We start from the raw sequence: 13,115 nt of genomic DNA, 5'->3' as shown, positions 1-13,115 counted from the left end.
GTAACCACCTAGCCACCCGCGCCCTCCACCCTTCCGCCCGGAGCCTACCGGGACACAATCCGGGTGGAAGGGTGGAGGGCGCGGGTGGCTAGTAAAACCGTCAGGGAGTCACTTTCCCCGAGCCTTCTTAAAGGCGCGCTCGAAGGTCCCAGCATTGGTTTTGCCTCTGAAAAGGTATGGCCCGACAAGATAGGCGGGTGTACCCTGCAGGCTCATTCGAAACGCTGCCTGATGGGTGCTGGAAAGCGCGGTTTCGATAGCCTCTCCATGCGTTTCGAGATCGCTTTGCAACCGCGTCCAATCGCCCCCTGCATCCTCGAAAGTCGTGCGTACGCCCCGTTCTGACAAGGCGGCGCTCGCCAATAAGTCTTTGTGAAATGGTACAAATTGCCCCTGCTGGTCGGCTGCCATAGCTATCTGTGCAGCGCGTTCGGATGGTGGCCCGAAGACCGGCCAAAGACGATAGACAATCCGCACATTACCATCTTCTGCGGCTGCGCGTTCCAGCTCAGGATCAGATATGCGGCAGATTCCGCAGGCATAGTCGGTAAACACCATCACGGTTACATCGCCATCGGGGTTGCCCCCGACCGGATAGCCTTCCTCCGTCAGAATACGGGCAGCCCAGCCAAACTCGGACAAATCTTCACCGCGGAAAACCGATTGGCGCAAGACGATGGACAGCATCAATCCGATGGCCACTAACCCTGCAATTACAAAGGCTTGGCGCGGCCCTTTTGGTTTGGAGCGCGGCTCGCTCAAGCGGCGGAACCTTGTTCGCGGGCGATCTCGCGATGGCCGATATCGCTGCGATAAAAGCCGTCCGGGAAAGTGACGATGTTGACCGCATCATAAACGATGTTGTGTGCATCATTGACGCTTTCACCCCGCGCGGTGACGTTCAGAACGCGCCCGCCCGATGATGTCAGATCGCCATCGACCATTTTGGTACCAGCATGGAAGACTTTCGCGCCGCCTGCCTCTGATTTGCCCAGATTGATCGTGCCGCCTTTTTTCGGTGTGCCGGGATAGCCTTCTGCCGCCATCACAACCGTCATGGCAAAATCATCCGACAAAACTGGTCGAGGCGCGTTGGCCAATTCGCCATTTGCGCAGGCCAGCATCAATTCGGCCAGATCGCTTTCCAACCGCATCATTAACACCTGGCATTCGGGATCGCCAAAGCGCGCATTGTACTCAATCAGTTGCGGGCCGGCTGGGGTCAGCATCAATCCGGCGTATAGCACTCCGGAATAGGGATTGCCGTCAGCCGCCATGGTCGCAACGGTTGGCTCGATAATTTCACGCATAACCTGTGCCTGCAACGCATCGGTCAAAACAGGCGCTGGAGAGTATGCCCCCATGCCGCCAGTGTTGGGTCCGGTATCACCGTCGCCAACACGCTTGTGATCCTGCGCGGTGCCGATGGGGACGATGGTCGTGCCGTCGGTTATGGCGAAAAAGCTTGCTTCTTCACCTTCCAGAAATTCCTCGATCACCACCTCTGCGCCTGCGTCACCAAATTGCCCGCCAAACATATCGGTCAGCGCAGCCTCTGCATCTTCGCGCGTTTCGGCAATGACCACGCCCTTGCCTGCTGCCAACCCGTCGGCTTTGAGGACATAAGGTGCATCGAAGCGGGTCAGCGCGCCGAGCGCGTGCTCCAGAGAACTGGTGCGAATGTAGCCCGCAGTGGGAATATTCGCACGCGCGCAAAGATCCTTCGTAAAGCCTTTGCTGCCCTCTAGCTGCGCGGCTTGCTGAGAGGGGCCAAAAACAGCCAGTCCGGCGGTCCGCAAGCTGTCTCCCAACCCGTCAACCAATGGCGCCTCTGGCCCCACAACAACCAGCCCAATATCATTGTCGTGGCAGAACCGTGCCACGGCATCATGATCGCTCACATTAAGGTCAGTGCAGATCGCCTCTTCGGCAATGCCCGGATTGCCCGGCGTCGCCCACAAGGTGTCACACATAGGGGATTGCGCCAGCTTCCACGCTAGCGCATGCTCGCGTCCGCCCGATCCAATGAGCAAGATATTCATGCCCGCCAATTCCCTTTCCGATGATGACGCTGAAAATGGTCTCGTAGCGCGCGAAGCTGCGGGCGACAACGCAAAGGCATATTCTGTCAGCGAGATTTCGCAGGCCTTGAAGCGCACGGTGGAGGAGCAGTTTGGTTTTGTCCGGCTACAGGGCGAGTTGTCGGGCGTAAAGCGGGCGGCCTCTGGCCATATGTATTGCGCGCTCAAAGACGAAAAGGCCGTGATTGATGGCGTGATGTGGAAGGGGAACGCGGCTCGGCTTCCCTTTGCGCCCGAAGACGGGCTGGAGGTCGTCGCGAGCGGAAAACTGACCACTTATCCTGCGCGTTCCAAATACCAGCTTGTGATTGACCGGATGGAACTGGCGGGCGAGGGGGCGTTGCTGGCCTTGCTCGAAAAAACCAAGGCGCGCCTCGAGGCTGAGGGCTTGTTCGCGCCGGAGCGCAAGCGGCGTCTGCCATTCCTTCCCCGCACCATTGGCGTGGTGACGTCACCCACTGGTGCGGTCATTCGCGATATCCTGCACCGGCTGGCGGATCGCTTCCCCAGCAGGGTGATCGTTTGGCCCGTGCTGGTCCAAGGGCAGGGCGCAGCAGAGCAGGTCGCGAGCGCAGTACGTGGATTTTCCAAGCTGCCTGTGGGCCATGCTGACAGGCCGGATCTCGTCATCGTTGCGCGCGGCGGCGGCTCGATCGAGGATTTGTGGGGGTTCAATGAGGAGGTGGTCGTTCGCGCTATCGCCGATTGTACTATCCCGACAATCAGCGCGGTTGGGCACGAAACCGACACTACCCTCGCAGACTTTGCAGCTGACCAGCGCGCCCCTACTCCAACGGCTGCCGCGGAAATGGCGGTGCCGGTTCGGGCAGAGCTTGCCGCGACACTGGGCGATTTTGGCCTGCGTCAGCGTGCAGCGATCCGCAAACCGGTCATGCTGGGGCGAGAGCGGCTTGCGGCGCGGGCGGACCGCATTCCCGCGCCAGCGGCACTGTTGCAACCGCAGGCGCAACGGCTTGACGATATGGCCGAACGCTTGCGACGCGGCCTGATGGACCGGGCCAGCAAAGGTCGCGAGGCATTGGCGCGGCAGCGTTTGTCGCCGGCGACGTTGGTGCGTTCCTTGCGCGATGCGAAGCAGGCGTTGCAAGGCCAGAGGCTTGACATGGGGCTGATCCGTCGCCGCATTTCTGACTATGATGGGAAGCTCACATCGCTGGCCCGGTTGGCGGAACAATTGCACCCTGATCGTCCGCTCGCGCGCGGCTATGTGCGTGTCACAAACACCGCGGGTGCGACGCTGACGGACAAGGCACAGGCCGAGAAAGAAGCGGGTTTAACCCTGAAGTTTCGTGATGGCGATTTAGACGTGGCAACTGGCGAGGCAACCCGGCAAATTACACCTAAACCCACGCCCAGAAAACCCCGGCGCGTTCAGCAATCTGACACCGATAAACGGCAAGAAGATTTGTTTGGATGATCGTAGCTTGATAAGGCGCATATTATGTTGATGTCATCGGATCGAAATTCGAGCAGTGGCGAAGCCAAGCTGCAATACGGCCCCAATGGTTTTCGCGTTCTGCGCGCTGGCCAGCATGTCTTCTGCGCGGTGAGCGGAGAGGCGATTCCTCTGGAGGAATTGCGGTATTGGAGCGTCCATTATCAGGAGCCGTATGCGAGTGCGGAAATGGCCACGGAACGCCTGAAACCGTGAGATTGAAACCATGATTGCAAGAGCGGGCCTGATCGCCGCCACGCTGGTTTTAATGTCGGCTTGTATTCCCGCTGCCGCGGAACCGGAAGCGCGGCCCGAAGCAGGAGCGGATGCCGCGCCTGTAGTGATTGACCAAGGCACCGCAAACCACGACAATTGCCACTATCCCACCGCCCGCACCAGCTATTCCGGAACCTGCTCAGCGTGCGCGGTTTGTCTACGATGGTGAGTTAACCCAAGGCGGCTGGATCAGGGGGCAGGCCCCGTCGGGAACCGTCAACGCGTTTCTTGGCGACACACCGTTAGAACTGGATAGCGAGGGCGGGTTCTTCGCCGCGTTTGATCGCGATGCAGACGGCATGGCCACTTTGCGCGCGGAAATGCAGGATGGAACGAGCAAGAGTGCCGCTCTGATGATCTCACCGCGTCAATGGAATATCCAGCGCGTCAATATTGCGCGGCGCTCTGGCGGATCGACCGAGGCATGGTGGAAAAAGCGTGAGCCCGAATGGTTGGCGATCAAGGCTGCGCGCGAAAAGCTGACCAGTGCGACGGGATTCCAGCAGGATTTTATCTGGCCGGTGAAGGGCCGCATTTCGGGCCACTTTGGCCGCCAGCGGATTTATCGCGGTGAACCCGGCAGCTATCACAGCGGCATTGACATCGCGCCGGGGCACGGTGTGCCTTATGTGGCGCCTGCTGATGGTGTCGTGGTGTTGGCGCGGATGGGCTTCAGCCTGGAAGGCGGCTTGATTATCATTGATCATGGAGCCGGGCTGAACAGCGTTTTTCTCCATTCCTCCAAGATCGTCGTCAAAGAGGGCGATTACGTCAAACAAGGCCAGCATATCGGCAATGTAGGCTCGACAGGTCGTTCGACGGGGCCGCATTTGCATTGGGGCCTCAAATGGCGTGATGCGCGGATCGATCCGCTGCTGCTCGTTGGCCCGATGTAGACGCTGAGCTGGCTGAGAAATCCCGCCCATGCGCGGCAAAAAGCTTCTCCTTATTGCCTTGGTGGCGCTTGGCCTTGCCCCGGGGACTTTTGTGCGGACACCCGCGCCAGAGCCGGACTATGCCTCTGGTCTGATTGTCACGACGCTGGATATCGAGGACGCGTCGGCAGGGCCACTGACCTTAGCTGGGGCATGGCATTTGCAGAGCAGAAACGATCACTTTGGCGGCTATTCAGCGCTGCTGATGCGGCCCGATGGACGATTATTGGCGGGCAGTGACGCAGGGCGTTTGCTATCCTTGCGTCCGCTTGATCAGGGTAACGCACAGGCGAGTTTTCGAAGTTTTCCGGGTGCCGAAACACAGGATAAGCGTGACTATGACCTAGAGGCGATGGCTCAGGATCTGAGTGTGGGGACGCTATGGGCTGCCTATGAGGGGTCCAATGCGATTGAGCGATATGAGGACCTTGCCCAGCGCAATGCTCGGGCGGTGCCAGAGGAAATGGCGGGCTGGTGGGACAATTCGGGGCCTGAGGCGATGGCGCGGTTGGCCGATGGACGGTTCATCATATTGGCAGAACAACGGACGCGCTTTGGCGGTGACAATCACGAAGGGCTGTTGTTCGCGTCCGACCCCACACTATCCGGAGCTCGCGATCCGATGGTTTTCCAGCTCGCAACGCCTGACGGCATGCGCCCGGTTGACATGGCGCCAATGGCTGATGGCCGCGTACTAATCCTGCTCAGGAATTTCGATGTGATCCCCTGGCCCGCATGGCATGTTGCAATTGCGACGGCTGATCCGACCCAGATTCAAGAGGGGGAGGTCTGGCCGATAGAGGTGCTTGCGCGGCTGGATGCGCCGATCCCGCCAGAGAATTATGAAGGTATCACGATTGCTGAGCGTGAAGGCGACTCATGCGATATCTGGCTGATTTCTGATGATAATTTCAGCGTATTCCAGCGGACATTGCTGCTGAAACTTGAATGGGATGCGTGCGGTGAAGTTTAGTTTGCTAGCGTAATCTGGCCAGCCCACGCCCTCCAACCTTTCGCTGATTCACTCCCAACAAAAAAGGCGCGCGGAATAGCCCCGCACGCCCTTTTGATCATCCGCAAAGCGGCAAAACTATGCAGCTTCAGCAGTGGCCTTCTTCAGCTCGCGCTTCACCTTCAGCGCGCGGGCTGAAAGCTTGTCGTCGCTGGTCTTGAGTAGCCAGTTATCGAGGCCGCCATTATGCTCAACAGAGCGCAGGCCATGCGTTGATACGCGAAACTTGAAACCGCGATCCAGCTTTTCGCTCAGCAGAGTAACATTCTGCAGGTTTGGCAGAAATACGCGCTTCGTTCTGTTATTGGCGTGGCTGACATTGTTGCCGACCAGGCGGCCTTTGCCGGTGAGTTCGCAAATGCGCGACATGATAAATCTCTCAATCGAATTGGTTCCGCGGAGCAGTCTCCGCAGGATGTCTCAAAGCCCGGTATTCGCCGGAAAGCGCGCCGCATAGCTGCGCCTACCCGAATCGTCAAGCAAATCGTGCCCTATTTGCGAGGCGCGTGGCCGGGCGCTAAGCGCGGAGCGACATGACCAGTTGGCCCATTCCAGAACCGATGCAGCGCGCACTTGCTTTGGCGCGCGAAGCCGAGTCCGATGGCGAGGTGCCGATCGGCGCGGTTGTCGTCAAGGATGGCGCGATCATTGGCGAGGGGCGCAATACCCCGCGCGGCGACAATGACCCAACGGCTCATGCAGAGATTATCGCGCTTCGCGCCGCTGCGAAGACGTTGGGAAGTGAGCGTCTGATAGATTGCGAGTTGTGGGTCACTCTGGAGCCGTGCGCAATGTGTGCTGGTGCCATTACGCATGCCCGGATCGCGAAACTCTATTACGGCGCGAGCGATCCCAAGGGCGGCGGTGTGGAGCATGGCGCAAGGGTGTTCGAGCATCCACAAGCGCTGCACAGGCCAGAAGTGTACTCTGGCATTGGTGAAAACGAAGCGGCAGAGATCTTGCGCGCGTTTTTCAAGAAACGGCGGTGAGGGTCACAGCCCCCGCCAGATTTTGAGCGAAACTTCATCCTTGGGGCCAAAGCGGCCTCTGTCACACGTGGTCGGCATAAAGCGCTTATTATAGCAAAGCCTGAGCTCTTGCAGCCACCCGCGACTGTTGATCTTCATGCCAATTGCGTCGCGGCGCTTCCAGCTGGGATTGGCCACCAGAAACCACTCGCGCACATCGCCAACGGTCAGGTCTGGCTTGCGTGAAAGCCGGTCAAAATCGGGGAAGCGTAGCGAATCGTAGAGAATGCGTGTGACTTTGAAGTAAGTTTCCGGGCGCTTGGCCATGCAACTGCCATGTTTCGCCCACTGCCGCGCGGCGAGCCGCGTCGAGGGCATCATGCAAAGGGCACCAGCGATTTGTGCGCCGGTCGGACGTGGAGAGGCGCTGCACCATTGGGGCCATGTTTGTCCGCTATTGGGCCACAGCCCGTGTACGATCATGCCGAACCGACCATTGCGTCCTGAGCATTGCAAGGCATGCGCGCGCTGCCCCTCGCGTGGCTTGCAAAACTCCGGGCTCCAACTGAGCGCCAGCGTATAGCCGGTAACCGGCAACCGGCGAACCGGGCCGGATTGCTGGACACGCGGCGCCTCGGTAATTTGTGGCATGCGGCATTGATAGGCTTGGGCGTGTGCGAAGGTGGGTATGCAGGTAAACAGCAGAAACGAAGCGACGAAAGCGCTTCGCAAGCGCGACTGCGCGTCGGCCATTAGGCCGCCCCCGCGGAGGCGTTCGCTCATGCGAACTGCCGTGAGCGAAAACAAACACTCATAAAGGCGTAAAATCTAGGCCAATGTCTGCGGTACAGGGCGCTTTGGGTAAGGCGTCCGACTGACACGAAATTTACGCCGGTCGCCGCCTTGGCTTTGATCGTGTCGAGATTAATCCCACCACTCGCCTCGGTCGGAACACGACCTGAAACCATCGCCACCGCTTCACGCAGCGTATCAGGCTCCATATTATCGAGCAGCAGGCGGGTCGCGCCAGCCTCCAAAGCGGGTTCAATCTGATCGAGCCGGTCCACTTCGCAAATGATCTCTTTGACGCCCGCGGCAACGGCGCGGCGAACCGCTTCGCCTACACTTCCAGCCACGGCGACGTGATTGTCCTTGATCATTGCGGCGTCCCACAATCCCATGCGGTGATTGCTCGCGCCGCCCATGCGTGTGGCGTATTTGTCGAGGTGTCGCAGGCCCGGAATGGTCTTGCGTGTGTCCAGCAGAGTGCAGTCGGGGTTGTCTCCCCTGCTCTCATCGCGGTCACATATTCGCGCACCATGGTGGCGATGCCGCACAAGTGCTGAACCGTATTGAGCGCGCTGCGTTCTGCGGTCAGCATTGCGCGGGCATTGCCTGAAAGCCGCATCAGGTCGGTGCCGGGCTCTACAGCATCGCCATCAACGACCAGCATCTCGATCTCCACATCGTGGTCGAGCGCGCGGAAAAACGCCTCGGCTACGGGCAGGCCTGCGACAACAATCGGATCGCGACTGTCCATAACGCCAGCAAATCGAGCATCGGCGGGAATAACACTTTCAGACGTAACATCGCGCCCGCCACCGGGCAGTCCCTCGCCTAAGTCCTCCGCCAGCGTATCACGGACGAACTTATCGAGGTCGAAGCCAGGGAGTGTGAATTGAGACATGGGTGTGGTTTGGCGGAGTCGTGTGTTTTCCGCAAGCAAGAGTGTTTGTTGAGCCTCAAGCGTCGGCGGCTGCGTCCGCAGCCTTGGCTATCCTCGCTCATGCGATCAAAGATCGCGTCGCTGCGGGCGCGCAGTCGCGTTTGCGGCTCGCTGGTCGCTCGCCGACCTATTCCAGGCCAGAGGGTTTTGGCTTAGTCGCGGAGCACGGTCACCGATTAGGTGACCGCAAGGCCAGCCGCCCGCAGGTGCCCCTAGCGAAGCGAAGGATTAGCGCCGAGGACGAAGCCACGGAGGTGGCTTCGGAACACAAAACATCAATGCACGAACCGCGCGACGACATCGCGATAGCTGCGTGAGACCTTCACCTCTGCGCCGCTTTCAAGGACCAGAAAGCACTCGCCATTGGTATGGGGCTTCACCTGACGCACTTGGTTGAGGTTCACAATCGTGGAGCGATGCACGCGCTGGAAATTGCGTGGGTCAAGCCGCCGCTCCAGATCCTTCATCGTTTCGCGCAAGACCAGCGAATTGTCGCCGGTGTAAATGCACATATAGTCACCTGCCGCCTCGATATGCTCAATCGTGTCGACTTCCACGCGGAAAATCTGGCCGCGATCCTTCACATTGATGAGCTTCTCAAACCGGCCAACGGTTTCGCCATCGTCGCTGTCGAAATCTTGTGCCGCATCGGGCGCGACTTCGGAAAGCACGTTAAGCAGTTTCTCGGCATCTTCAGACGATTTCTTGTCGGCCAGCCTTTGGCGCACACGCTCTATCGTGTCGGCCAGCTTGTCTTCATCGACCGGCTTCATCAGGTAATTGACGGCATTGGCCTCAAACGCGCGGATCGCATGCTCTTGATATGCGGTCACAAATACGAATAGCGGCGGGTCGATTTCCATCGCACCCTGCACGACCGAAAAGCCATCAAAGCCAGGCATCTGAATGTCGAGAAAGACCAGATCGGGCTTTTTCGTCTTGATCGCCCGAATCGCTTCGCGGCCATTTTGGCAGGTATCGATGATGTCGACATCATCATAATCCTGAAGCCGCAATTGCAGGCCCTGAATGGCCAGTTTTTCATCATCTACGAGCAGTGTGCGAATGGTCATGTATGGTATCCTGCGCTTTGGTGAGCGGGCGCGCGTTCGGTATTGCGTGCTTGCTCAGGGTGCGAACCCTTGTGACCCTGTTTGTCAGTCTCCCCGCTGAACGAGGTATCTTTTTCTGCCTCTTCATACGGGATTTCGATGCGAACTTCAAAACCACCGGCCTCTGGCGTGCGAATTTCGAAGCGGTGATCCTCGCCATAGGCCTGTGCCAGACGGTCGCGAATATTGGCCAACCCGACGCCAGTTGAGCCTGTGCGGCGGGATTTTTCGGCCATTTCCAGCGCCTGACTGTGCGGGTTGCTGGCCTTGATACCCGGCCCGGTATCCGTCACCGTCATTCGTAGCCGGTTTCTGGCAACGTACCGCCTTAAGGCTGATCGTGGCGCCATCCATTTGCGGGGTCACCGCGTATTTGATGGCATTCTCAATCAATGGCTGAAGCAGCATCGCCGGGATACATGCTCTGGCGGCGCTTTCATCAACGGTAAATTCTGTTCGCAGCCGCTCCTCAAACCGCATCCGCTCAATGTCGAGGTAGAGCTTTAGGGTATCCACCTCTTGCGCAACGGTGACCTTCCCGCTCGGCTCGGAAATAAGCGTATGGCGCAAAAAGCTGGAAAGGCGGGTCAACATGGCATTGGCAGGTTCTGTTTGTTTGAGCAGAACCAATGTGCTGATGGAATTCAATGTGTTGAACAGGAAATGCGGGTTGAGCTGGTAGCGCAACATGGCGAGTTGAGCGCTGGTCGCCTGCATTTCCAGAATTGCCAACCGATCCTGCTGCTCCTCGATCTGTACGAAGAAGTTGATGGCGTAATAGAGCGCCGACCACGCACCCAGCAAGATAAGATCGATAAAATAGATGCCCACGAAACGAAGCAGGAAGCTGGTGTCATTGTCGGGGTTAGCAAGATCAAGGACCCAACTATCGATAAAGGCGTGGACGCCAACGGCGATGGCGAGCGCCACCACGGTGGAGCCCCATGTTACGAGTGGTCTACGGTACCGATCAACTGGCGGTAAACCACAGAGAGCACCAGGCTTAGCGAGAAGCCAGTGATCGTGGCCAGCAGAATGATCACGAGTCGCTCGGGCGGCAACCCATTGGCAAATGCCGAGACGGCACGAAGTACAAATGCGCCACCCCAGCCGCCCAATTGCAGCATCCAGAATGCCCGATTCTTATTGGCAAAGAACGGCCTTGGGGTGATCGGCAATACCGACATCAGCACCGCTTTAGACGAATTGCACGCCCAAGCGCCACCCGTTACACTCCCAACAATACGGTAAAGCGAAGGAGAGTCGCGGTGAGCACTATCGAAGCAGGCACGCAGGAGCGCGCCAAATTTCGCGAAATGAAAGAAGGCACTGCGGACGATTGGGCCATCATCGGCGGTGAATATCGCGAATTTGCCAAAGATTTGCCCAGCCGTGTGCTGGATCATCTGCGCCTGCTTGACGGGGATTTTGGCGGATTTCCGGTCGATCGGCTGGAGCATTCGCTGCAAACCGCGACCCGCGCGCACCGCGATGGACGGTCAGAGCAATATGTGGTGATGGCATTGCTGCATGACATCGGCGACACGCTGGGATCGTATAACCACCCGGAGGTCGCCGCTGCGATCCTCAAGCCCTTTGTGACCGAGGAAATTCACTGGATTTGCCAGAATCACGGCGCGTTTCAGGGCTATTACTACTTTCACCACCTCGGCATGGATCGGAACCTGCGCGATAAATATGCGGGCAATCCGTACTATGATGCGTGCGCAGAGTTCTGTGAAAAATATGATCAGGCTGCATTTGACCCTGACTACGACAGCGAGCCGCTCAGCTTCTTTGAACCCATGGTGCGCCGCGTGATGGCTCAGCCGCTGGCGTCTATGTATAAGTCAGCGTTGGAAGACGAGGCCGCTTAGCGACGATCATATTCGTCGGCCATTTGGGCAAACCGCGTTGACCAGTCGGCCTTGCCGGTGTCGGCTATCGCCTGCTCGACCAATGGGATTTCGGCCTCGATAAACTCTAACCGCTCGTCCCAACCATCATGCGTGCGTTTGCGTAGCAACCCCCCGCCGTGCTTCGGGCCCCAGCTGGTCATAAAGCGGCTGGCGGCATGCGGATCATAGCCTGCATTGGCGAGCAGCCAGGGCATCATTCGGTCGGCATCCCGCTCTGTCAGGCGAACAAGCTTGCGCTTGCGGCCAACATCATCGAACAGCGCGCGGTGGCGGAGCAGGTTATGCGCCAGCTCATGGGCAACAAGCGCGGCGAATTCATCCTCGGCATAGTCGAAGGCCGGCGATTTGCGCCCCAATATCACGCGTGTGCCATCGGCCACGGCCCGGCCGCCCTTTGACTGGACCTCAAATCGGCTGGGGCACGCCATCGTCCCCGTCAACAGCGCGGACGTTCGCTCGCGGTCTGGGGTTTGCCATGCCAGTGCCACGCGGCCTTCAACTGCTAGGCTTAGCTCCAAAGCCTCATTGATTGCGACCATCCGCTCCCAGCGCTTTTTCGTTTTGGGGAATTTCGCTTCAACTGCTTTACCATCCAGATGCGTTAATGTTGCATCGGCGACGGCACCCGCCAAGGCTGCGGGAGAGTCTGGAGCGACCGCTTGCATGGCAATATCGCCGGTAAGCCCTAGCGTTTGGTGTACCTCCTCTGCATCGCCATAGGCATGAGCGTCATGGAGTAAAAGGCCGATGGCGGGGGCGGCCTTTTCGCAAAAGTCTGCGTTGCCCGTCACGAGCTTCCAACCGATTGAGAAAAGCCGCTGATCGAGCTGTTGCAAGGCGCGCAGTTCGTTGTCTTGCGCATAGACAGCCGGGGCGGCGAAGCCGCCAACCAGCAAGAGCATCGCATGCAGAAGCGTGCGCACGCTCACGCGCCTTCTTGTGTCAGCGCTTCCTCCAGCGCATCATGGCCGACCGCGCCTTCCATTGTCTGACCACCGGCAACCCAGCTGGGAGTGCCGCCAAAACCCAGGGCGCGCGCTAGTGTCATGTTCTTGGCGATTTCGGCTGATGCTTCGTCTGTAACGGCGAAAGCCATCGCCGCTTCTCGGTCCAGGCCCGCTTCAGAAATAGCTCTATCAACATTCTCAGGCGTTGGCGGGCCAGCAGCGAACAGAGCATTATAATATGCTGGGTATTTGCCCTGCTTTGCCGCAGCGAGTGCAATCCGTGCGGCTTGCTCGCTGCCTTCAAAAATTGGCCATTCGCGCACCACCACTTTCAAGTCTGGATCGGCGGCGATCAGGCGTTTAATATCAGGGATGCTCGAACGGCAAAAACCGCAGCCATAGTCCGTGAACTTGACCAGCGTCTTGCTGCCATTTGGATTGCCCAGCACCGCGCCGGGAAAGGCTGCCATGACATCGGTTTCAACCTGCGCGAGCCGTTCTGCGCTTTGATCACGCTGCAATGCCTCCGCCATTTCGGGAAGGACGTCAGGGTTGTTGACCAGATATGCGCGAGTCAGGCCGTTGCCGAGACCACTCAAAGACCAAAGCCCGGCTCCAACGAAGCCGAAAATGAGCGCAAGGCCCGCGGTAAGAAGGTTCTGTTTCATGCGTGTTCTCTAGCG

General features: G+C 58.7%; 13 protein-coding genes and 2 pseudogenes. 6 read left to right on the top strand and 9 right to left on the bottom strand.

From position 1 onward, the window contains the following. Window positions 1-108: 108 nt before the first annotated feature. Entirely contained in the window at window positions 109-762 is a 654-nt protein-coding gene (locus tag ACZ1GM_RS01530; protein ID WP_472677453.1) for a DsbA family protein, read from the bottom strand. After that, a complete protein-coding gene (gene purD / locus ACZ1GM_RS01525; protein ID WP_472677452.1) occupies window positions 759-2,042 on the bottom strand; it encodes a phosphoribosylamine--glycine ligase in 1,284 nt (427 codons plus the stop codon). Before purD ends, ACZ1GM_RS01530 begins: the two co-directional genes overlap by 4 nt. Between purD and xseA the strand changes: the two genes are divergently transcribed. The 4 genes from xseA to ACZ1GM_RS01505 all read left to right on the top strand — a co-directional run bounded on the left by xseA (window position 2,041) and on the right by ACZ1GM_RS01505 (window position 5,721). Next, window positions 2,041-3,519 (top strand): exodeoxyribonuclease VII large subunit, encoded by a 1,479-nt coding sequence (gene xseA / locus ACZ1GM_RS01520; protein ID WP_472677451.1) that lies wholly within the window; start codon window positions 2,041-2,043, stop codon window positions 3,517-3,519. The genes purD and xseA overlap by 2 nt on opposite strands. Before the next feature lie 24 nt (window positions 3,520-3,543). Continuing rightward, complete coding sequence (locus tag ACZ1GM_RS01515; protein ID WP_472677450.1) at window positions 3,544-3,753, top strand: DUF2093 domain-containing protein; 210 nt, start codon at window positions 3,544-3,546, stop codon at window positions 3,751-3,753. A gap of 128 nt (window positions 3,754-3,881) precedes the next feature. Then, window positions 3,882-4,709 (top strand): M23 family metallopeptidase, encoded by an 828-nt coding sequence (locus tag ACZ1GM_RS01510; RefSeq protein ID WP_472677449.1) that lies wholly within the window; start codon window positions 3,882-3,884, stop codon window positions 4,707-4,709. Window positions 4,710-4,737: 28 nt separating this feature from the next. Next, window positions 4,738-5,721, top strand: a complete 984-nt coding sequence (locus ACZ1GM_RS01505; protein ID WP_472677448.1) for an esterase-like activity of phytase family protein — start codon at window positions 4,738-4,740, stop codon at window positions 5,719-5,721. Between the two features lie 117 nt (window positions 5,722-5,838). Here the strand turns inward: ACZ1GM_RS01505 and rpmB are convergent, their stop codons facing one another. Further along, on the bottom strand, window positions 5,839-6,129 hold the full coding sequence (gene rpmB, locus ACZ1GM_RS01500) for a 50S ribosomal protein L28 (protein WP_472677447.1): 291 nt from the start codon (window positions 6,127-6,129) through the stop codon (window positions 5,839-5,841). 164 nt (window positions 6,130-6,293) lie between these two features. Between rpmB and tadA the strand changes: the two genes are divergently transcribed. After that, on the top strand, window positions 6,294-6,749 hold the full coding sequence (tadA, locus tag ACZ1GM_RS01495; protein WP_472677446.1) for a tRNA adenosine(34) deaminase TadA: 456 nt from the start codon (window positions 6,294-6,296) through the stop codon (window positions 6,747-6,749). Window positions 6,750-6,752: 3 nt separating this feature from the next. Here tadA and ACZ1GM_RS01490 read toward each other — a convergent pair whose 3' ends face one another. The 4 genes and pseudogenes from ACZ1GM_RS01490 to ACZ1GM_RS01475 all read right to left on the bottom strand — a co-directional run bounded on the left by ACZ1GM_RS01490 (window position 6,753) and on the right by ACZ1GM_RS01475 (window position 10,753). Further along, on the bottom strand, window positions 6,753-7,511 hold the full coding sequence (locus ACZ1GM_RS01490) for a ribonuclease T2 family protein (protein WP_472677445.1): 759 nt from the start codon (window positions 7,509-7,511) through the stop codon (window positions 6,753-6,755). A gap of 28 nt (window positions 7,512-7,539) precedes the next feature. Continuing rightward, window positions 7,540-8,415: pseudogene (nadC, locus tag ACZ1GM_RS01485) on the bottom strand (carboxylating nicotinate-nucleotide diphosphorylase). A 314-nt stretch (window positions 8,416-8,729) separates the two neighbouring features. Further along, entirely contained in the window at window positions 8,730-9,527 is a 798-nt protein-coding gene (locus ACZ1GM_RS01480) for a LytR/AlgR family response regulator transcription factor (protein ID WP_472677444.1), read from the bottom strand. Continuing rightward, window positions 9,524-10,753: pseudogene (locus ACZ1GM_RS01475) on the bottom strand (sensor histidine kinase). Before ACZ1GM_RS01475 ends, ACZ1GM_RS01480 begins: the two are co-directional and overlap by 4 nt. 129 nt (window positions 10,754-10,882) lie before the next feature. Here ACZ1GM_RS01475 and ACZ1GM_RS01470 point away from each other — a divergent pair. After that, entirely contained in the window at window positions 10,883-11,443 is a 561-nt protein-coding gene (locus tag ACZ1GM_RS01470; protein WP_472678597.1) for an HD domain-containing protein, read from the top strand. On the opposite strand, the gene ACZ1GM_RS01465 is transcribed toward ACZ1GM_RS01470, so the two are convergent. Both ACZ1GM_RS01465 and ACZ1GM_RS01460 read right to left on the bottom strand, forming a co-directional pair. Continuing rightward, a complete protein-coding gene (locus ACZ1GM_RS01465) occupies window positions 11,440-12,408 on the bottom strand; it encodes a M48 family metalloprotease (RefSeq protein ID WP_472677443.1) in 969 nt (322 codons plus the stop codon). The genes ACZ1GM_RS01470 and ACZ1GM_RS01465 overlap by 4 nt on opposite strands. A 2-nt stretch (window positions 12,409-12,410) precedes the next feature. Next, complete coding sequence (locus tag ACZ1GM_RS01460) at window positions 12,411-13,100, bottom strand: DsbA family protein (protein WP_472677442.1); 690 nt, start codon at window positions 13,098-13,100, stop codon at window positions 12,411-12,413. Window positions 13,101-13,115 lie beyond the last annotated feature (15 nt).

It is taken from the genome of Qipengyuania sp. JB2-7 (assembly GCF_055693485.1).
This window is presented reverse-complemented; position numbering and strand designations above follow the sequence as displayed.